Origin of the sequence: Pseudomonas sp. R5-89-07, assembly GCF_003851685.1 — a bacterium.
GTDB lineage: Bacteria > Pseudomonadota > Gammaproteobacteria > Pseudomonadales > Pseudomonadaceae > Aquipseudomonas.
In genome coordinates this window covers 1141639-1161226 of record NZ_CP027727.1, presented here as the reverse complement: position 1 = coordinate 1161226, position 19588 = coordinate 1141639, and the positions used below count along the sequence as shown (strand labels likewise).

Genomic DNA, 19588 nt, shown 5'->3' with positions numbered 1-19588 from the left:
TTAGCCTCTTGGCTCAATGCTGTCGGCCAGGATCGCCAGCACCAACTGCTGGAAATCCAGACCGGCGGCACGGGCGGCCATAGGTACCAGGCTGTGGTCGGTCATCCCGGGTGCAGTGTTGACTTCCAGGAACCAGAAATTCCCTTGGTCATCCTGCATCACGTCTGCCCGCGCCCAACCGGCGATACCCAGCGCCTCACAGGCTTGCGCCGTGAGGTCCATCAATTGCTGTTCCCTGGTTGCGTCAAGGCCGCATGGAATCCGGTACTGGGTATCGGAAGCCACGTACTTGGCGTCGTAATCGTAGAAAGTGTGGGGCGTGCCCAATGCGATGGGCGGCAATACCTGGCCACGCAGGGTGGCGATGGTGTACTCGGGACCCTGGATCCACTGTTCCACCAACACTTGCGAATCGTAGGTACTTGCCGCTTTCCATGCGTCGATCAATTCGGCGGCCGAGTTCACTTTGGCCATGCCGATACTGGAGCCTTCATGGGCTGGTTTGACGATCAAAGGCAGCCCCAGTTCCTTGGCTGCGCAAATACAATCGTCTTCGCTGCGCAATACGCTATGACGCGGGGTCGGAATGCCCAGGCTGTGCCACACCTGCTTGGTGCGCAACTTGTCCATCGCCAGGGCCGAAGCCAGGATGCCACTGCCGGTATAAGGAATGCCGGCGCACTCGAGCAGGCCCTGCATGCTGCCGTCTTCACCGCCACGGCCGTGGAGAATAATGAAGGCGCGGTCGATCTTTTCGGCCTGCAGGCGGGCGAGAAAATCATCGCCCACGTCGATGCCGAATGCGTCCACACCAGCGCTTTGCAGCGCCTCGAGCACGGCATTGCCGGACTTGAGCGACACTTCGCGCTCGGCGCTCTTGCCGCCGAACAGCACGGCGACGCGGCCGAAGTCGGCAGGCGTGATGGTGGAGAACAGGGAGGCGTAGTCAGTGATCATTTCGACTTCCCCTGCTCAACCGCAAACAGCGGGCTGGCCAGCAATTTAGGCGCAAGACCACCGATATCGCCGGCACCCTGGCACAGCAGGATGTCGCCGGCGCGCAGCAGCGGCTTGACGATAGGGGCCAGGTCGACGCCCCGCTCGATATAGATCGGGTCCAACTGGCCACGCTGGCGGATGCTGTTGCACAGCTTGCGGCTGTCGGCGCCCGGAATCGGCTCTTCGCCGGCCGGGTAGACTTCCATCAGCAGCAGCACATTGGCATCGGCCAATACATTGACGAAGTCGTCGTACAGGTCGCGGGTACGGCTGTAACGGTGCGGCTGGTAGACCATCACCAGGCGGCGCTCCGGCCAGCCACCGCGTACGGCCTTGATCACGGCGGCGACTTCGGTCGGGTGGTGCCCGTAGTCGTCCACCAGCATCACGTCACCGCCTTCAACCGGCAGCTGGCCGTAGACCTGGAAGCGTCGGCCGACACCGGCAAAGCGCGACAGGCCTTCGACGATGGCTTCATCGCTGACGCCTTCATCGCTGGCGATGCAGATGGTCGCCAGCGAATTCAGTACGTTGTGGTTGCCCGGCATGTTGACCGAGACATCCAGCGGCTCGCGGTCGGGGCGCAGCACAGTGAAGAAGGTTTGCATGCCTTCCTGACGCACATTGATCGCGCGCACGTCGGCGTCTTCGCTGAAGCCGTAGGTCACGGTAGGGCGTTTGACCTGCGGCAGAATCTCGCGCACCACCGGGTCGTCCAGGCACACCACCGCCAACCCGTAGAACGGCAGGTTGTGCAGGAAATCGACGAAGGTTTTCTTCAGTTTGTTGAAGTCACCGTCGTAGGTCGCCATGTGGTCCTCGTCGATGTTGGTGACGACGGCGACCAGCGGTTGCAGGTGCAGGAAGCTCGCATCGCTTTCATCGGCTTCGGCGATCAGGTAGCGGCTGGTGCCGAGCTGGGCATTGGTGCCGGCTGCATTCAGGCGGCCACCGATGACGAAGGTCGGGTCCAGGCCACCGGCGGCGAACACCGAGGCGATCAGGCTGGTGGTGGTGGTCTTGCCATGGGTCCCGGCGACGGCGATGCCGTGGCGATAGCGCATCAGCTCGGCGAGCATCTCGGCACGCGGCACCACTGGAATACGGCGCTCAAGAGCGGTGGCCACTTCCGGGTTGGAGGTGTTCACAGCGCTGGACACCACCAGCACGTCAGCCTCGGCAGCGTTCTCGGCGCGGTGGCCGATGAAGATCTGCGCGCCAAAGGATTTCAGGCGCTCGGTAACCGGCGACTCTTTAAGGTCAGAGCCGGACACCTGATAGCCCAGGTTCAGCAATACTTCGGCAATCCCGCACATGCCCACGCCGCCGATACCGACGAAGTGGATGCGACGGATGCGGCGCATTTCCGGTTGCGGCATGGCTTTCTGATTCTCAACCATGGGCCACCTCCAGGCAGATATCGACCACGGTGCGGGTTGCGTCAGGTTTGGCCAGGCGGCTTGCGGTGCTCGCCATGCTGTTGAGTCGTTCCGGTTGCATCAAAACCTCGGTCAGGCGTGCGGCCAAATCGGCGGCGCCAGTCGTTCTTTGCGGCAGCAGGAAGGCAGCGCCCTCCCCGGCCAAATATTCGGCGTTGCGGGTCTGGTGATCGTCGATTGCATGGGGCAAAGGCACCAGCAACGACGGCAGACCGGCGGCGGCCAGTTCACTGACGGTCAGCGCACCAGCGCGACAGACCACCAGGTCGGCCCAGCCATAGGCTTGGGCCATGTCTTTGATGAAGGGCTGTACATTCGCCTCGACACCGGCTTGGCGATAGCGCGTGGCGGTGGCTTCACCATGTTGCTTGCCCGCCTGATGGAACACCTCAGGGCGCACGTGCATCGGCAGTTGCGCCAGCGCTTCAGGCAGCAGTTTGTTCAGCGGCTCGGAGCCCAGGCTTCCGCCCATGATCAGCAGGTGCGCCTTGCGTCCGGCCAGTGCTTCACGGGCGATGCCCATGAACAGTTCGGTGCGCACCGGGTTGCCGGTGGTGCGCAGTTTGCTCGAAGTGCCGAAGGTATTCGGGAAGGCCTCGCATACACGCGCCGCCAGTGGCACCAGCAGGCGGTTGGCAGTCCCGGCGACCGCGTTCTGTTCGTGCACGATAACCGGCACGCCCGAAAGCCTGGCAGCGACGCCACCAGGGCCGGTCACATAGCCACCAAACCCGAGCACGCAGACAGGCTTCAACTCACGGATGACCTTGCGCGCCTGCCATACCGCCTTGAGCAGCACAAAGGGCGCCTTGAGCAGCGACAACTTGCTTTTGCCGCGCAAGCCGGTGACGTTGATCAGGTGCAGCGGCAAACCGGCATTCGGCACCAGTTCGTTCTCGATGCCGCGCGGCGTGCCCAGCCAGTGCACGGTGTAGCCACGGTTCTGGAATTCACGCGCGCAGGCCAGGGCCGGGAACACATGGCCCCCGGTGCCGCCCGCCATGATCAGCACGTTAGCGCCCATGGGTCGGCTCCTCGGCGAAGTCGCTCTCGCTGAACTCCATCTCTTCGCTGCCCAGGTGAGTGCGACTCTCCCACTCGATGCGCAACAACAAGCCAAGACAGGCACAGCAAATCACCAACGAACTGCCGCCGTAGCTGAGGAACGGCAAGGTCAGGCCCTTGGTCGGCAGCAGCCCGACGTTCACCCCGATGTTGATCAGGAACTGGCCGATCCACAGGAACGACAAGCCGTACGCCACATAGGCGGCGAAATACTGTTTAGCCTTTTCGGCCCACAAGCCGATGTACATGCCGCGAACGCATACGAACACGAACAGTGCGACGGTGCACAGCGAACCGACCACGCCGAGTTCTTCGGCAAGTACCGAGAACACGAAGTCGGTGTGGGCTTCCGGCAGGTAGAACTGCTTCTGCACGCTGTTGCCCAGGCCCACGCCCAGCCACTCGCCGCGACCGAAGGCAATCAGCGCCTGGGTCAACTGGTAGCCGGAACCGAACTGGTCGGACCACGGGTCGGTAAAGGTGATCAGACGAGCCATCCGGTAGGGTTGCGCCTGCACCAGAATCGTCACGGCCGCGACCGCCAGCACCACCATCAAGGTGAAGCGGAACAGGCCGACACCGCCAAGGAACAGCATCGCTGCGGCGGCACCCATCATTACTACGGTGGCACCGAAGTCCGGCTCCATCAGCAGCAGACCGGCCATGGGCAGCAACACGATGAACGGCTTGAAGAAGCCCATCCAGCTTTCGCGCACTTCTTTCTGGCGGCGCACCAGGTAGCCGGCCAGGTAGATCACCACGAACACCTTGGCGATTTCCGACGGCTGCACGTTGAACGCACCGAAGCCGATCCAGCGCATCGAACCGTTCACTTCGCGGCCGATGCCGGGCAGGATCACCATGATCAGCAAGCCAAACGCCCCGATCAGCATCAGCCAACCCAGGCGCTGCCAGGTGGCGATCGGGATCATCATGGTGACGATGCACGCGCCGAGGCCGATCACCAGGTACACCAGGTGGCGGATCATCATGTACAGGGTGTTGCCCGACTGCACGGCGGCCACTTCGGAGGACGCCGAGGTGATCATCACCAGGCCCAGGCCGAGCAGCGCCAGGCAACCGGCGAGCATTGGGAAATCAAGGTCGATGCCGCGCCCGGTAATGATCGGCGACGGGTACGGCTTGATGATGTTCTTCAGGTTGAGGCTCATGCCAAAGCCTCCACGGCGCGGGCGAACAGCTGGCCGCGCTCTTCATAGTTCTTGAACATGTCGAAACTGGCACAGGCCGGCGACAGCAGCACCGCATCGCCCGGCAGGGCCAGGGCTTTGCATTGGGCAATCGCGTCATCCAGGGAAGTGGCGCGCACTTGCGGCACCGCGTCGCCCAGGGCGGCGGCGATCAGGTCCGCATCGCGGCCCATCAGCACCACGGCGCGGCAATGCGCAGCGACCGGCGCCTTGAGGTCCTTGAAGTCGGCACCCTTGCCGTCGCCACCGGCGATCAGCACCAGCTTGCCGTCGATATCGGCACCGAGGCCTTCGATGGCGGCCAGGGCAGCGCCGACGTTGGTGGCCTTGGAATCGTTGTAGTAGCTGACGCCATCGAGGTCGCGTACCCACTGGCAGCGATGCTCAAGGCCGGCGAAGGTGCGCAGGCTGGCGAGCATGGCATCAAACGGCAGGCCCACCGCGTGGCCGAGCGCCAAGGCGGCCAGGGCATTGGACTGGTTATGGGCGCCACGGATTTTCAGATCGCGCACCGGCATCAGGTTCTGGAATTCGAAGGCCAGGTATTTCTCGCCGTTCTCTTCGCGAATACCGAACGCCTTGAAATCGGGTTTGCTCAGGCCGAAGGTCCAGCACGGCAGGCCCTCGCCCATCAGCGGACGGCTAAGGGCATCCTGACGGTTGACCACCACTTGCTTGGCGCCACGGAAAATCCGGTGCTTGGCCAGGTGATAGGCCGGCAGGCCGCTGTAGCGGTCCATATGGTCTTCGCTGACGTTCAACACGGTAGCCACTTCGGCACCGAGGTCGTGGGTGGTTTCCAGCTGGAAGCTCGACAGCTCCATCACGTACAGCTCGACGTCGTCGCTGAGCAGGTCCAGCGCAGGCACCCCAAGATTACCGCCCACCGCCACACGTTTGCCGGCAGCCGCGGCCATTTCGCCGACCAGGGTGGTCACGGTGCTTTTCGCGTTGGAACCACTGATGGCCACGATCGGTGCCTTGGCGTTACGCGCAAACAGGTCGATGTCGCCCGACAACTTCACGCCACGCGCGGCGGCGGCTTGCAGGGCCGGTGTCGCCAAGGCCAGGCCTGGGCTTACGTAAAGCTCGTCGGCGCGGCACAGAAATTCGACATCCAATTCGCCACAACGCACTTCCACGTGCGGGTAGTCACGGCGCAGCGTGACCAGCTCCGGTGGATTTTCCCGCGTATCGGCCACGGCAAACGACGTGCCCCGGTTCGCCAGGAAGCGAACCAGGGACATGCCGCTCTTGCCGAGGCCGACAACGATGCGGAAGTGGTCTGAAGCGATCAGGGACACTCGTTTCTACCTCAGTTTCAGGGTGGCAAGGCCGACCAGTACCAGAATCACGGTGATGATCCAGAAACGGACGATCACGCGTGGCTCGGGCCAGCCCTTGAGTTCAAAGTGGTGGTGAATCGGCGCCATGCGAAAGACGCGGCGCCCGGTCAACTTGAAGGAAGCCACCTGGATGACCACCGACAGGGTTTCCATCACGAACACACCGCCCATGATGAACAGCACGATTTCCTGGCGCACGATCACCGCGATAGTGCCCAGGGCCGCGCCCAGCGCCAGTGCACCGACGTCGCCCATGAATACTTGAGCGGGGTAGGTGTTGAACCACAGGAACCCCAGGCCGGCACCGATCAGCGCGCCGCAGAACACGATCAGTTCACCCGCGCCCGGTACATAGGGAATCAGCAGGTATTCGGCGAATTTCACGTTACCCGACAGGTAGCAGAAAATGCCCAGCGCGCCGCCCACCATCACCGTTGGCATGATCGCCAGGCCGTCCAGGCCATCGGTCAGGTTCACCGCGTTGCTGGAGCCGACGATGACGAAATAGGTCAGCACCACGAAGCCGATGCCCAGTGGAATGCTGGCGTCCTTGAGCATCGGGATGATCAAGGTGGTTTCCACGGCGCTTGGCGCGGTGGTGTACAGGAAAATCGCCGCCGCCAGGCCGAAGACCGACTGCCAGAAGTATTTCCAACGGCTTGGCAGCCCCTTGGAATTCTTCTCGATCACTTTGCGGTAGTCATCCACCCAGCCGATGGCGCCGAACAGCAGGGTCACCAGCAGCACCACCCATACATAGCGGTTGTGCAGGTCGGCCCAGAGCAAGGTACTGACACCGATGGACGACAGGATCAACGCGCCGCCCATGGTCGGAGTGCCGGACTTGGACAGGTGCGACTGCGGGCCGTCATTGCGAACCGATTGACCAATTTGCAGGTTCTGCAGGGTGCGGATCATCCACGGCCCCAAAAACAGCGACAAACACAGCGCGGTCAGCACACCCAGGATCCCGCGCAAGGTCAGGTACTGAAAGACCGCGAAGCCTTTGTGGAACTGTTGCAAATACTCAGCCAGCAGCAGCAGCATTAATGTTTCTCCGTACTTGAGCCACACAAGGCTGCGACGACGTTTTCCATCACCGCGCTGCGCGATCCCTTGATCAAAATGGTTGTGTGTTTATCGTGTTCAGCCGCAGTCAACGCCTGGATCAATTCGGCTTGGCTGGCGAAATGCCGCGCGCCGGGGCCGAAGGCGTTTACTGCATGAGCCATGTTCGGGCCGACGGCGTAGAGCGCATCGACTTTGCCGGCGGCATAGGCGCCGACTTCGCGATGGCCTTGTTCAGCCCAGTCGCCCAACTCGCCGATATCGCCAAGTACCAGCACCTTGCGTCCATCGAAACCCTTGAGCAGGTCCACGGCGGCGTTGATGGAAGACGGGTTGGCGTTGTAGGTGTCATCGATCACGCGCATGCCGTTAGTGGCCAGTTGCGCCACGGTGCGGCCCTTGACCGGCTGCACGGCGCCCAGGCCTGTGGCGATACCGAACAGCGACACGCCCAGGGCGTGGGCGGCAGCGGCGGCGGCCAGGGCGTTGGCGACGTTATGGTTGCCCAGCAGGTTCAACTGCACGTGCTCACTGCCTTGCGGCGTGTGCAAGGTAAAGGAAGGGCAACCGCGCGCATCGACAGTAATATCGGAGGCGTGGAAATCGGCCGCAGCGTTGTGCACGGCGAACGTCAGTACCTTGCGCCCGGCAGCGCGTACGCGCCAGGTTTCGAAAGCCTTGTCATCCAGATTCAGTACAGCGGTGCCCGAAGCGTCGAGACCTTCGAGGATTTCACCCTTGGCTTCGACGATTTTTTCCGGGCCGCCGAATTCGCCGACGTGGGCGGTACCGGCGTTGTTGATAATCGCGACGTGGGGCTTGGTCAGCGCCACGGTGTAGGCAATTTCGCCGATGCGTGAAGCGCCCAGCTCGATCACGGCCGCCGTGTGTTCCGGGGCCAGTTCGAGCAGGGTCAGCGGTGCGCCGAAATCGTTGTTCAGGTTGCCACGGGTGGCGAGGACCGGTCCACGGGTGCGCAACACGCCAGCCAGCAGTTCCTTGACGGTGGTCTTGCCGCTGGAACCGGTGATGGCAGCAACCGGCTTGTCGAAAGCGGCACGGTTCAGCGCGCCCAGTTGGCCCAGGGCCAGGCGGGTATCGGCGACCAGCAACTGCGGCAAGGTGGCGTCGGTCACTTCACGTTGTACCAGGGCACCCACGGCGCCTTTGGCGGCGACTTCGTTCAGGTAGTCGTGACCATCGAAACGCGGGCCTGCGAGTGCGACGAACAACTGGCCTGGCTGGATGTTGCGACTGTCGATACTGACGCCGTCGAATGTGCAATCGCTCGACAGCACGCGGGCCGACAACGCCTGTGTCAGTTCGCTGAATGTCATCGACTTAAGCATGGGCGACCTCCCAGGCAGTCAGGGCATGATCAGCCTCGACCAGATCGGAGAAGGCATGGCGGTCGCCGTTGATTTCCTGGTAATCCTCATGGCCCTTGCCGGCCAGCACCACCACGTCATCGGCGCTGGCGCTGGCGATCAGTTGGGCAATGGCTGCGCCGCGACCGGCCACGAAAGTGACGTTGGCAGCGTCTTTGAAGCCTTCGCGGATATCGTCGAAAATCCGGCTCGGGTCTTCGCTGCGCGGGTTGTCGTCGGTCACCAATACGCCGTCGGCCAGGCGCTCGACGATTTCGGCCATCAACGGACGCTTGCCGCGATCGCGGTCGCCGCCGCAGCCGAACAGGCACAACAGTTTGCCCTTGGCATGCGGGCGCAGCGCCAGCAGGACTTTTTCCAGTGCATCCGGGGTGTGGGCGTAATCGACCACCACCAGCGGCTGCGTACCGCCACCCAGGCGCTGCATGCGGCCGGCCGGACCTTCCAGCTTGGGCAGCACTTTGAGAATTTCGTCGAGCGCGTAATCCAGGCCGAGCAAGGCGCCGATCGCCGCCAGTACGTTGCTCAGGTTGAAACGCCCCAGCAGCGTGCTGCGCAAATGATGCTCGCCCTGCGGCGTGACCAGTGTGGCGCGCACGCCCTCGTCGCTGAACTGCGCTTGGCGGCAATACAGGTAGGCACTCGCATCTTCCAGGCTGTAGCTGATCAACCGCGCTTCGCTGTCTTGAGCAGCCAGTTCGCGGCCGAAGGCGTCATCCAGATTCACTACGCGGCACTTCAGATCGTTCCAGGCGAACAACTTGGCCTTGGCCGCTGCGTACGCTTGCATCGTGCCGTGGTAATCGAGGTGATCGCGGGACAGGTTGGTCATCACCGCCACGTCAAACGCCAACGCAGTCACGCGGCCCTGGTCGAGACCATGGGACGAGACTTCCATGGCAACCGCCTTGGCACCGGCCTTTTTCAGGTCGGCCAGGGTCGCTTGCACGGCAATCGGGTTCGGCGTGGTGTGCAGGCCGCTTTGCAGCGCGCCATAGAAGCCGGTACCCAAGGTACCGACGATGCCGCAATGCTGACCCAGCAGGTCCAGCGCCTGGGCAACCAGCTGAGTCACGCTGGTCTTGCCGTTGGTGCCGGTCACGCCCACCAGGTTGAGGTGGCGGCTCGGCTCACCATAGAAGCGCCCGGCAATGTCAGACAGCTGAGCAGCCAGGGCCTTGACCGGAATCAACGGCACATCGGTGATCGGCAGCACGGTGGCGCCTTCCACTTCATAGGCCACAGCGGCAGCACCACGTTGCAGGGCGTCGGCAATATGTGCACGGCCATCGAACTTGCCACCGGGCACCGCCAGGAACAGGTCACCGGCGCGCACATTACGGCTGTCCAGGCTTAACTCGCGAATCAGCAGATCGCGGCCGGCATGGGCAAAAATCTTGTTCAGGCTAAGAGACATCAGCCGCGCCCTCCATTGGCTTTGACCGCAGCGGCCGGTGGCGTGGCATTCGCCTGCTGGGTCGGCGGAAGATTGTCCGGCGTGATGTTCATCAGGCGCAGGGTGCCGGACATCACTTTGCTGAACACCGGCGCCGACACCAGGCCACCGAAGTAGCCGGCCTTGCTCGGCTCATCGATGACCACGACGATGGCATAGCGCGGGTCGCTCATCGGGCCGAAACCGGCGAACAGTGAGCGATAGGAATTTTCGGCGTACCCCTTGGTGCCCACCGAGGTTTTACGCGCGGTACCGGACTTGCCGGCCACGTGATAGGCCGGCACTTGGGCGCGGAATACGCCACGCGGCGCCTCGATCACTTGTTGCAGCATGCCTTGCATGGTCTTGGCGACTTTTTCCGGAATCACCTGGGTGGCTTTCGGCGCTTCGTCCACGTGGATCAGGCTCAGCGGAACCATGCGGCCATTATTGGCCAATACAGAGAAAGCATGAGCCAGCTGGATCGCGGTCACCGACAAGCCGTAGCCGTAAGACAGCGTGGCGGTCTCGGCTTTTTTCCAGTCGCGATAGTTCGGCAGGTTGCCGACGCGTTCACCTGGGAAATCGAGGCCAGTGGGTTGGCCCAAGCCGATTTTTTGCGCGAGGTGATAAATGGTTTCGCCGCCGATATCGAAAGCGACCTTACTCATGCCCACGTTACTGGAGTTGATCAGGATGCCGGTCAGGTCCAGCACCGGCCCCTCGGTGCGGGACACGTCACGAATGGTGTATTTGCCCAACTGCAACGTACCCGGATACACCTCCACCTTGTCACTGGGCTTCCAGCGTCCGGTTTCCAGGGCGGCACTCATGGAGATGGCTTTCATGGTCGAGCCCGGCTCGAACACATCGATCATCGCGCGGTTGCGCATCATCGCCGGCTGCAGGTTGCGACGGTTGTTCGGGTTGTAGGTCGGCTGGTTGACCATGGCGAGGATCTCGCCGGTCTTGACGTCCATGATCACCAGGCTGCCGGCTTTGGCGCCGTTCTCGATGATCGCGTTACGCAGTTCGCGGTTGGCCAGGTATTGCAGGCGCAAGTCGATTGACAACGCCAAGGGCTTACCGGCCTTGGCGTTCTTGGTGACCTGTATGTCCTTGATCAGCCTGCCACGCCGATCCTTGATGACCTGGCGCTTGCCGGGAACGCCGGCCAGCCACTCGTCGTAGGCCAGCTCGACACCTTCGCGGCCATGGTCATCGATATCGGTAAAACCAACCATGTGCGCGGTAGTTTCACCGGCCGGGTAGAAACGACGAAATTCCTCGATGCCGTAGACACCAGGAACTTTAAGGTCGAGCACTTGCTGACCCTGCTCAGGGGTGAGCCCACGAACCAGGTAGATGAATTCTTTATTGGCCTGGGCTTCCAGACGCTCGGTCAGCGCCTTGCGGTCTTGCCCCAGGGCGGCTGCGAGTTCCGGCCACTTGTCCTTGGCAACCTGCAGCTCCTTGGCGTTGGCCCACAGGGTGGTCACCGGGGTACTCACGGCCAGGGGTTCGCCGTTGCGGTCGGTAATCAGGCCGCGATGCGCAGGAATCGGAATATGCCGCAGGCTGCGGGCATCGCCCTGGCCGATCAGGAAGTCACGGTCGACGACCTGCAGGTCGAAGATGCGCCAGACGATCGCGCCCACCATCAATGCCAGCAAGCCGAGCATCAGGCGGAAGCGCCATGGGTAGAGTGCGCCTTCAAGCTTCATCATGGCGCCACCATGCGCACGTCAGCCGCGCCGGGGATGTGCATTTTCAACTGTTCGGTAGCCAGCACTTCGATACGGCTATGGGCCGTCCAGGTGCTCTGTTCCAGGATCAAACGTCCCCACTCCGCCTGTGCCTTGTCACGCACGCTCAGCTCCCCGTACAGGGTATTGAGCAACTGGCGGTTCCAATGCGCGCTGTAGGACACCGCAATCGCGGACACCAGCACGCCGATAAACAGCAGCAACATAAAGAAGCTGCCGCCCGGCAGGGGTTTGGCGAAAAGCTTGCTCACCGCAACTTCTCCGCGACGCGCATGACGGCGCTGCGGGAACGTGGGTTGGCCTTGAGTTCGGCTTCGGAGGCGAACTGCGCTTTGCCATGGATTTTGATTTTCGGCACAAAGGCTTCGAAACGCACCGGCAGATTGCGCGGCAGGTTGTCGGACTCGCCCTTGACCAGACGACGCATGAACAGTTTGACGATGCGGTCTTCCAGGGAGTGAAAACTGATCACCACCAGGCGACCACCCACTTCCAATGCGTCCAGGGCAGCCTCGAGGCCAGCCTCCAGGTCACCCAGTTCGTTGTTGACGTGAATGCGCAAGCCCTGGAACGCACGGGTAGCCGGGTTCTTGCCCTTCTCCCATGCCGGGTTGGCGACCTTCAGTACTTCGGCCAGGTCAGCGGTGCGCTCGAACGGCTGGATCTCGCGGCGCTCGACCACGGCACGGGCCATGCGACCGGCGAAGCGTTCCTCACCGTATTCCTTGAACACCCGGGCAATTTCTTCAACGGGCGCCGTAGCGATGAACTGCGCGGCACTGACGCCACGGGTGGGGTCCATGCGCATGTCGAGGGGGCCGTCGTTCATGAAGCTGAAGCCGCGTTCCGGGTCATCGAGCTGCGGCGAAGACACGCCCAGGTCGAGCAAAACCCCGGCCACTTTGCCCGCCATGCCGCGCTCGGCGACTTCGGCGCCCAGCTCGGCAAAGCTGCGCTGCACAACGACAAAGCGGCCGTCTTCGGCCGCTAGCGCTTGCCCGGTGGCAATCGCTTGAGGGTCTTTGTCGAACCCGAGGAGTTTACCGTTGGGCCCGAGCTGGCTGAGTATCAACCGACTGTGCCCGCCCCTGCCGAAGGTGCCATCCAAATAGCAGCCATCCGCGCGTACGGCGAGAGCCTCAACGGCTTCGTCAAGCAGTACGGTGATGTGGTTAAAGCCGCTATCAATAGTCACAGGATCAAATCACGCAGTTCGTCAGGCATGGCGCCCGGTTGTTGAATAGCAGCCAGGTCAGCTGCAGAAACAGCATCCCAGGCATCTTCGTCCCACAATTGGAACTTGTTCAGTTGGCCTACCAGCATTGCGCGCTTGTCGAGCCTGGCGTATTCGCGCAAACGCGGAGGCACCAGGAACCGACCGCTGCCATCGAGCTCAAGGTCGACGGCATTACCGATCAGCAAACGCTGGAGGCGGCGGTTTTCTTCACGCAATGAAGGCAGAGCGCGCAACTTGGTTTCAATCAACTCCCACTCATCGAGGGGGTAAACACATAAACAAGGGTCAACAGCGTCAATCGTGATGATTAACTGCCCGGAACTTCGCGAAATGAGCTCGTCACGATACCGGCTCGGCATAGCGAGACGGCCTTTTGCATCGAGACTGATAGCGTTAGCTCCGCGAAACACAGGTGCGTTTCTCCAAATTTTAGCGTTTTACGTTCAAAAAACCCACTTTGTGCCACTTTCCGCCACTTGCGCACACTATAGGAATGCGCCCACCACACCGTCAAGGCACGGATACAAGGAAAAGCCTTACAGAACGGAGATTTACGAGCGTAACGAGAGGAGAAACCCGACTTCAGCGTTGTTTTTGACTCAACAAGCACAAACAACTCAAAGAGCTGTAGCTCAAAGTTAAAGTAATTTGTTAAGAGTAAGATTTTTTTGGTATTACGAAGACGCATCTGCCAATGATTTGGCAGGGAGGGATTCTTGCGTTACTACCGGTTTTCCGCCCGAGATTCGGACGGAAGGAAAAAGGTGGAGAGTCGATCTGTAAGCCGGGTTCTGTCTTGAACAGTCATTCGTCTACGATGGCCATCACTGGACACCTTTAGCAACCTACCCGGTCCCAGCGCGGGCCACGCCTTGGGACCCTATTTGGTCTTGCTCCAAGTGGGGTTTACCTAGCCACGAACTGTTGCCAGTCGTGCGGTGCGCTCTTACCGCACCTTTTCACCCTTACCGGCACCGAAGTGCTTAGGCGGTTATTTTCTGTGGCACTTTCCGTAGGCTCACGCCTCCCAGGCATTACCTGGCACTTCGCCCTATGGAGCCCGGACTTTCCTCCCCCCCCTAATTTTCATAGAGGGCAGCGACTGTCCAATCGACTCTCCGCCGCGCAGGTTAACGGCACGACGGCCTCAGGACAAGTACTAAAAGTGCAGCATTGCCATCACGTTCGGACGAAACACCGGCCCGGCCCCGGAACTATTCGGCTTTCTGTTTATCGAGCGCAACCTGATACAACACATTCTTGCGCACCCCGGTAATCTCCGCTGCAAGGGCGGCGGCACGCTTGAGCGGCATTTCCTTGAGCAGCAAATCGAGAATGCGCATGGCTTCACTGCCGACGGCATCTTCACTCTCCGGAGCCGTCCAGCCGGCCACCAGCACGACGCACTCTCCGCGCTGCTGATTGCTGTCACCTTCGACAAACCCACGCAGCGCTTCCAGTGGCAGGCCCTTGAGGGTTTCAAAGGTCTTGGTCAACTCACGGGCCAATAGCGCCAGGCGTGCACCACCGAACACCAGCTCCATATCCTGCAGGCACTCCAGGATGCGATGGGGAGCCTCGTAGAAAATCAGGGTGCGCGGCTCTTCCTTCAATGCCTGCAGACGCGCGCGACGTCCCACCGCCTTGGCGGGCAGGAAGCCTTCGAAAATAAAGCGGTCCGACGGCAAGCCGGCCGCAGATAACGCAGCAATCAGCGCGCACGCTCCCGGAACAGGCACTACATTGATACCAGCAGCGCGCGCCTGGCGGACCAGATGGTATCCAGGGTCGGAAATCAGCGGCGTGCCCGCATCGGAGATCAGTGCAACATCATCACCGGCCAGTAAACGGGTGATAAAACGGCTGCCCTCCTCACGTTCATTGTGCTCATGGCACGCCGCCAGTGGCGTGCTGATTCCAAAATGCTGCATCAACCGTTGGGAGTGCCGCGTGTCTTCTGCCGCGATCAATTTAACCTCGCGCAACACCTTCAGTGCCCGGGCGCTGATGTCGTCCAGGTTGCCAATGGGCGTCGCCACGACAAAAAGCGAGCCTGCAGTGGAATTCAAAGGACCTGGAGCAGTCAAAACGCACACCTCGATGGTTGGCAAAAGCCACATTGTAGCGCGTCGACACGCTGAAAATATGCCGTCACGGCGGATGTCGTTTCAGCCACTGTTAGCCAATCGCAACAATTGCACGACTTAAATCCACGGTTTCACGCCACGAACATCGCGCCTGGGCCAGTGCTTGGGTACACTTCCACGCTAATTTGATCGGTATCAGGAACACTTACATGATCGCTTGCCTGCGGCTGCTCTCCGCCCTCTGCCTCGCTGCCTTGCTGGCCGCTTGCGCCAGCTCGCCCTCGTCCAGCCTTGGCGACCTGCCACGTACGCCCGACGCCAGCATCGAGCAACTGCTCGAACAGGCCACCTCCGCCAAAACGCCGGAAAAGGCCGCGTTGCTGCGCCTGAGTGCGGCTGACCTGGCTTACCAGCAGAACAACCCTGGGCGCTCCTCGCAGATTCTTGCGCAGGTGCCCCTGGATGTCCTGAAGCCGGCCGCGCAGGTATTTGCCAGCACCCTGGCCGCCGAACTGGCGATGAGCCGCAACCAGCCCAAGGCTGCGTTGACGGCGCTGAACCACCCCAGCCTGCAAAGCCTGAAGCAGTTGCCGGTCGATCAGCAGATCCGCACCGGCACCGTGCATGCCCGCGCCTATGAAGCCGACGGCCAGACCCTGGCGGCGGCTCGCGAGCGTGTCGACATGGCGCCCCTGCTCAGCGGTGATGCTGCCAACAGCAACCACGAAGCAATCTGGGCGTTGATCGCCGCACTGCCGACCGAACAACTGCAAGCCAGCGGCAACCCGACACTGGACGGCTGGATCACCCTGGCCCAAGCGGTGAAGGGCGCCGGCACGCTGGAGCAGCAACAAACCGCCATTGATACCTGGCGCGCACGCAACCCGGGCCATCCGGCAGCCGTGCAGTTGCCAACGCCCTTGACCAAACTCAAGGAGCTGGCCAGCCAGCCGCTGAACAAGATCGCCCTGCTGCTGCCGCAGGAAGGCGCCCTTGCGTCGGTTGGCAAGGCGTTGCGCGAAGGCTTCATGGCCGCCCACTACCAGGCCGAACAGGCCGGGCAGAAGCCGCCAGTGATTGAGTTTTACGACAGCTCGCGCCTGACCTCCATCGACGACTTCTACGCCAAGGCCCAGGCCGCTGGCGTGCAACTGGTGGTTGGCCCGCTGGAAAAGCCGCTGGTCAAGCAACTCAGCGCACGCCCGCAATTGCCAATCACCACCCTGGCCCTGAACTACAGCGAGACCGATCAAGCCCCGGCGCAGCTGTTCCAGTTCGGCCTGGCCGCTGAAGACGAAGCCCGTGAAGTGTCACGCCGCGCCCGCGCCGACGGCCTGCATCGCGCCGCCGCCATGGTGCCCCGTGGCGAATGGGGCGAGCGTGTCTACAAAGCCTTCCGCCAGGACTGGGAAGCCAACGGCGGCACCGTGATGGGCGTCGAGTATGTCGATCAGCCCGTGGCACTGGCCCAGCAGATCGCTGACCTGTTCCAGTTGCGCAAAAGCGAAGGTCGCGCCAAGAGCCTGCAAAGTACCGTCGGCACTGACGTTGCAGCCCAGCCTTCGCGTCGCCAGGACATCGAGTTCATCTTCCTGGCCGTCACGCCGCAACTGGCCCAGCAGATCAAGCCGACCCTGAACTTCCAGTACGCCGGTGATGTGCCTGTCTATGCGACCTCCCACGTCTTCAGCGCCAGCGGCGACCGCAACCAGTACCTGGATATGACCAACGTGATGTTCTGCGAAACCCCTTGGCTGCTCAACACCACCGACCCGCTGCGCAACCAGGTCGCCGCACAATGGCCGCAAGCCAATGGCAGCCTGGGCCGTCTCTATGCGATGGGCGTGGATGCCTATCGCCTGGCGCCGCGCCTGGGCCAGCTCAAGGCGTTGCCGGACACCCGTGTCGACGGCCTCTCCGGTAACCTGGGCATCAGCGCCAACCAGCGCGTTGATCGCCAGATGCCGTGGGCGAAGTTCGTTGGCGGCGAAATCCAGCGCCTTCCGGACACCCCTCGATAATGCCCGAGCGGTCCAGCGCACAAAGCGGCAAGGATGCCGAACTCCACGCGCTGAGCTATCTGCAACAACAGGGTCTGCGCCTTCTGGCGCAGAACTGGTTATGTAAACGCGGCGAGCTTGATCTGGTCATGCTTGACGGCGATACAGTAGTATTCGTCGAAGTGCGCTACAGAAAACACGCACAATGGGGTGGCGCGCTCGCCAGCATCGATGGGCGCAAGCGTCAGAAGCTGATACTCGCCGCGCAGTTTTTCCTGCAAAAAGAGCATCGATGGGCCGACAGCCCATGCCGTTTCGATGTGGTTGCCATAGAAAGCACACCGTCGGGGCCCGCTGATCTGAATTGGCTCAAAGATGCCTTCGACAGCTGACTCACCCGGCACCTTCACCCCACACTTTTGCTCTTTGCTTTGCGGGCTGCACATTTCTGTGCCAAACAGCCGCGCTAATTAAGGTCACACAGATGGACATGCAATCCCGAATTCGCCAGCTTTTCCAGGCCAGCATCGACACCAAGCAACAGGCGATGGACGTACTTGCACCGCACATCGAGCAAGCCAGTCAGGTCATGGTCAACGCCTTGCTCAACGAAGGCAAAATGCTTTCGTGCGGCAACGGTGGCTCGGCCGGCGACGCCCAGCATTTTTCCTCCGAGCTGCTCAACCGCTTCGAGCGCGAGCGCCCGAGCCTGCCGGCGATCGCCCTGACCACCGATTCGTCGACGATCACCTCGATCGCCAACGACTACAGCTACAACGAAATCTTCTCCAAACAGATCCGCGCCCTCGGCCAGCCGGGCGATGTGCTGCTGGCGATTTCCACCAGTGGCAACTCGGCGAACATCATTCAAGCGATCCAGGCCGCACATGATCGCGAAATGATTGTCGTAGCATTGACCGGGCGCGACGGCGGCGGCATGGCTTCGCTGCTGCTACCTGAAGATGTGGAGATTCGCGTTCCAGCCAACGTCACCGCACGCATTCAAGAAGTCCATCTGCTGGCGATCCACTGCTTGTGCGATCTGATCGACAGCCAACTGTTCGGGAGTGAAGAATGACCGTTAATCGCCTCAGCCTTTTGGCCATCACGCTGTGCCTCGCCATCAGCGGCTGCAGCACGGCAATTACCGCTACACGGGACACCCCGATCCAGGACGACAGGGGCACACGCACCTTCGGCAGCACCATCGATGACTCGCTGATCGAAACCAAGGTCAAGGTCAACGTCGCCAAAGCCGCTACAGACCTGGGCAATGGCGCATCACGCATTGTGGTCACCAGCTTCAATGGCGTGGTGCTGCTGGCCGGGCAGACCCCGCGCGCCGAGCTCAAGGCCCAGGCTGAACAAGCCGCCTCGACGGTGCAGCGAGTCAAGAAGGTTCACAACGAGCTGCAGGTCATGGACCCGATCACGCTGCTGGCCATCAGCAACGATGCCCTGCTGACCACCAAGATCAAGGCGCAGATGCTCACCGACAGCGCCGTTCCGGGCTCACGCATCAAGATCGTTACTGACAACGGTATCGTCTACATGATGGGCCTGCTGACCCAGGCTGAAGCCACCCGCGCGGCCAACCTGGTACAGGGCGTGTCCGGTGTGCAGAAAATCGTCAAGGTGTTCGAATACATCGACTGATGTAACCGTCACCCACAAAAAAGGGCGCCGTGCATTGACTGCACGGCGCCCTTTTTTGTGGGTGACGGTTTACTGGTACTGCGAGTACGGGTTGCCCTGGAACTGGTTGTTCTGCTGTGGCGCCTGTTGCTGGGCACCTGGCTGGCCGTACTGCTGGCCAGGGATCGGGCCAAGGTTCACTTCCACGCGACGGTTCTGGGCACGGCCATTCACGTCTGCGTTGCTGGCAATCGGGTTATCCGGACCCGCACCCCGAGCGCTCAGGTTGGCGGCGCTGACGCCCTGGGAGGTCAGGTAGTTGGCCACGCTCTGCGCACGGCGCTGGGACAGGTCCATGTTCAACTGGCGGCTGCCGGTGCTGTCGGTGTAGCCAACGATCTGAATGGTGTTCTGGTTGAACTGCTTGAGGGAGTTGGCCAGGTTGTTCAGCGGCGTGTAGAAGCTGCTGGAGATCGCGTCGGAGTTGGTGGCGAAGGTGATATTGCCCGGCATGATCAATTTGATCTGATCACCCTGGCGCTGCACTTCAACCCCGGTATTGGCCATGCTTTCGCGCAGTTTTTTCTCTTGCTGGTCGGCGTAGTAGCCGTAGCCGGCAGCGCCAGCACCGGCAACGACTGCGCCGATCAGCGCGCCCTTGCCACGGTTGTTATGGTCGATGGCCGCACCGGCCAATGCGCCAGCGAGCGCGCCGAGGCCGCCGTACTTGGCGGTCTTGCTCATGCCGCTTTCGGAACCATTGCTGGCCTGTCCCTGGCTGCCGTCATAAGGATTAGGGGAAGCGCAGCCGGACAACAGGGCTACGGCGGTGGCGACAACAAGCAGACGACGCGGAGTGAACATGAAGGAAGCTCCTACTTTTGCATTCTGAGATGCAGAGGACATGGACAA

Annotated in this window: 18 protein-coding genes and 1 other RNA gene; 4 read left to right on the top strand and 15 right to left on the bottom strand. The window is 61.7% G+C overall.

Translation table 11 applies throughout. The features are described 5' to 3' along the window. From C4J94_RS05250 to rsmI, 14 genes are all read right to left on the bottom strand, one after another. Complete coding sequence (locus tag C4J94_RS05250) at positions 1-957, bottom strand: D-alanine--D-alanine ligase (RefSeq protein ID WP_124385203.1); 957 nt, start codon at positions 955-957, stop codon at positions 1-3. Beyond that, the gene (murC, locus tag C4J94_RS05245; protein WP_124385202.1) at positions 954-2399 is read right to left on the bottom strand and encodes a UDP-N-acetylmuramate--L-alanine ligase; all 1446 of its coding nucleotides are present in this window, start codon (positions 2397-2399) and stop codon (positions 954-956) included. The genes C4J94_RS05250 and murC overlap by 4 nt, the downstream gene beginning before the upstream one ends. Beyond that, the gene (gene murG, locus C4J94_RS05240; protein ID WP_124385201.1) at positions 2392-3462 is read right to left on the bottom strand and encodes an undecaprenyldiphospho-muramoylpentapeptide beta-N-acetylglucosaminyltransferase; all 1071 of its coding nucleotides are present in this window, start codon (positions 3460-3462) and stop codon (positions 2392-2394) included. The genes murC and murG overlap by 8 nt, the downstream gene beginning before the upstream one ends. Beyond that, positions 3452-4675 carry a putative lipid II flippase FtsW gene (ftsW, locus tag C4J94_RS05235; RefSeq protein ID WP_124385200.1) on the bottom strand — a complete coding sequence of 408 codons (1224 nt, stop codon included), beginning with the start codon at positions 4673-4675 and terminating at the stop codon, positions 3452-3454. The genes murG and ftsW overlap by 11 nt, the downstream gene beginning before the upstream one ends. Next, positions 4672-6018, bottom strand: a complete 1347-nt coding sequence (gene murD / locus C4J94_RS05230; RefSeq protein ID WP_124385199.1) for a UDP-N-acetylmuramoyl-L-alanine--D-glutamate ligase — start codon at positions 6016-6018, stop codon at positions 4672-4674. Before murD ends, ftsW begins: the two co-directional genes overlap by 4 nt. Before the next feature lie 6 nt (positions 6019-6024). After that, on the bottom strand, positions 6025-7107 hold the full coding sequence (mraY, locus tag C4J94_RS05225; RefSeq protein ID WP_057724619.1) for a phospho-N-acetylmuramoyl-pentapeptide-transferase: 1083 nt from the start codon (positions 7105-7107) through the stop codon (positions 6025-6027). Next, a complete protein-coding gene (gene murF / locus C4J94_RS05220) occupies positions 7107-8477 on the bottom strand; it encodes a UDP-N-acetylmuramoyl-tripeptide--D-alanyl-D-alanine ligase (protein ID WP_124385198.1) in 1371 nt (456 codons plus the stop codon). Before murF ends, mraY begins: the two co-directional genes overlap by 1 nt. Next, positions 8470-9933 carry a UDP-N-acetylmuramoyl-L-alanyl-D-glutamate--2,6-diaminopimelate ligase gene (locus C4J94_RS05215; protein ID WP_124385197.1) on the bottom strand — a complete coding sequence of 488 codons (1464 nt, stop codon included), beginning with the start codon at positions 9931-9933 and terminating at the stop codon, positions 8470-8472. The genes murF and C4J94_RS05215 overlap by 8 nt, the downstream gene beginning before the upstream one ends. Further along, positions 9933-11675, bottom strand: coding sequence for a penicillin-binding protein 2 (locus C4J94_RS05210; protein WP_164485607.1), 1743 nt, complete (start codon positions 11673-11675; stop codon positions 9933-9935). Before C4J94_RS05210 ends, C4J94_RS05215 begins: the two co-directional genes overlap by 1 nt. Further along, positions 11675-11968, bottom strand: a complete 294-nt coding sequence (gene ftsL, locus C4J94_RS05205) for a cell division protein FtsL (RefSeq protein ID WP_124361353.1) — start codon at positions 11966-11968, stop codon at positions 11675-11677. Before ftsL ends, C4J94_RS05210 begins: the two co-directional genes overlap by 1 nt. Continuing rightward, entirely contained in the window at positions 11965-12912 is a 948-nt protein-coding gene (rsmH, locus tag C4J94_RS05200) for a 16S rRNA (cytosine(1402)-N(4))-methyltransferase RsmH (protein ID WP_164485554.1), read from the bottom strand. The genes ftsL and rsmH overlap by 4 nt, the downstream gene beginning before the upstream one ends. Beyond that, positions 12909-13364, bottom strand: a complete 456-nt coding sequence (mraZ, locus tag C4J94_RS05195) for a division/cell wall cluster transcriptional repressor MraZ (RefSeq protein WP_004371993.1) — start codon at positions 13362-13364, stop codon at positions 12909-12911. The genes rsmH and mraZ overlap by 4 nt, the downstream gene beginning before the upstream one ends. A gap of 354 nt (positions 13365-13718) precedes the next feature. After that, positions 13719-14072, bottom strand: an RNA gene (gene rnpB, locus C4J94_RS05190) — RNase P RNA component class A. Positions 14073-14168: 96 nt separating this feature from the next. Then, positions 14169-15074, bottom strand: coding sequence for a 16S rRNA (cytidine(1402)-2'-O)-methyltransferase (gene rsmI / locus C4J94_RS05185; RefSeq protein WP_124385195.1), 906 nt, complete (start codon positions 15072-15074; stop codon positions 14169-14171). Positions 15075-15250: 176 nt separating this feature from the next. Between rsmI and C4J94_RS05180 the strand changes: the two genes are divergently transcribed. The 4 genes from C4J94_RS05180 to C4J94_RS05165 all read left to right on the top strand — a co-directional run bounded on the left by C4J94_RS05180 (position 15251) and on the right by C4J94_RS05165 (position 18697). Continuing rightward, on the top strand, positions 15251-17062 hold the full coding sequence (locus C4J94_RS05180; protein ID WP_124385194.1) for a penicillin-binding protein activator: 1812 nt from the start codon (positions 15251-15253) through the stop codon (positions 17060-17062). Next, positions 17062-17433, top strand: coding sequence for a YraN family protein (locus tag C4J94_RS05175; protein ID WP_124385193.1), 372 nt, complete (start codon positions 17062-17064; stop codon positions 17431-17433). Before C4J94_RS05180 ends, C4J94_RS05175 begins: the two co-directional genes overlap by 1 nt. Positions 17434-17525: 92 nt before the next feature. Further along, a complete protein-coding gene (locus tag C4J94_RS05170) occupies positions 17526-18119 on the top strand; it encodes a phosphoheptose isomerase (RefSeq protein ID WP_007904374.1) in 594 nt (197 codons plus the stop codon). Then, positions 18116-18697: a BON domain-containing protein gene (locus C4J94_RS05165; RefSeq protein WP_124385192.1), complete on the top strand. Its 582-nt coding sequence runs from the start codon at positions 18116-18118 to the stop codon at positions 18695-18697. The genes C4J94_RS05170 and C4J94_RS05165 overlap by 4 nt, the downstream gene beginning before the upstream one ends. 69 nt (positions 18698-18766) lie before the next feature. Here C4J94_RS05165 and C4J94_RS05160 read toward each other — a convergent pair whose 3' ends face one another. Beyond that, the gene (locus tag C4J94_RS05160; RefSeq protein ID WP_124385191.1) at positions 18767-19540 is read right to left on the bottom strand and encodes an OmpA family protein; all 774 of its coding nucleotides are present in this window, start codon (positions 19538-19540) and stop codon (positions 18767-18769) included. Positions 19541-19588: the final 48 nt, after the last annotated feature.

Excerpts from the sequence above, each read along its gene's own strand:
- C4J94_RS05250 (WP_124385203.1), bottom strand. The coding sequence starts at position 957 with ATGATCACTGACTACGCCTCCCTGTTCTCCACCATCACGCCTGCCGAC.
- murC (WP_124385202.1), bottom strand. The coding sequence starts at position 2,399 with ATGGTTGAGAATCAGAAAGCCATGCCGCAACCGGAAATGCGCCGCATC.
- murG (WP_124385201.1), bottom strand. The coding sequence starts at position 3,462 with ATGGGCGCTAACGTGCTGATCATGGCGGGCGGCACCGGGGGCCATGTG.
- ftsW (WP_124385200.1), bottom strand. The coding sequence starts at position 4,675 with ATGAGCCTCAACCTGAAGAACATCATCAAGCCGTACCCGTCGCCGATC.
- mraY (WP_057724619.1), bottom strand. The coding sequence starts at position 7,107 with ATGCTGCTGCTGCTGGCTGAGTATTTGCAACAGTTCCACAAAGGCTTC.
- murF (WP_124385198.1), bottom strand. The coding sequence starts at position 8,477 with ATGCTTAAGTCGATGACATTCAGCGAACTGACACAGGCGTTGTCGGCC.
- C4J94_RS05215 (WP_124385197.1), bottom strand. The coding sequence starts at position 9,933 with ATGTCTCTTAGCCTGAACAAGATTTTTGCCCATGCCGGCCGCGATCTG.
- C4J94_RS05210 (WP_164485607.1), bottom strand. The coding sequence starts at position 11,675 with ATGAAGCTTGAAGGCGCACTCTACCCATGGCGCTTCCGCCTGATGCTC.
- rsmI (WP_124385195.1), bottom strand. The coding sequence starts at position 15,074 with ATGTGGCTTTTGCCAACCATCGAGGTGTGCGTTTTGACTGCTCCAGGT.
- C4J94_RS05180 (WP_124385194.1), top strand. The coding sequence starts at position 15,251 with ATGATCGCTTGCCTGCGGCTGCTCTCCGCCCTCTGCCTCGCTGCCTTG.
- C4J94_RS05175 (WP_124385193.1), top strand. The coding sequence starts at position 17,062 with ATGCCCGAGCGGTCCAGCGCACAAAGCGGCAAGGATGCCGAACTCCAC.
- C4J94_RS05170 (WP_007904374.1), top strand. The coding sequence starts at position 17,526 with ATGGACATGCAATCCCGAATTCGCCAGCTTTTCCAGGCCAGCATCGAC.
- C4J94_RS05165 (WP_124385192.1), top strand. The coding sequence starts at position 18,116 with ATGACCGTTAATCGCCTCAGCCTTTTGGCCATCACGCTGTGCCTCGCC.
- C4J94_RS05160 (WP_124385191.1), bottom strand. The coding sequence starts at position 19,540 with ATGTTCACTCCGCGTCGTCTGCTTGTTGTCGCCACCGCCGTAGCCCTG.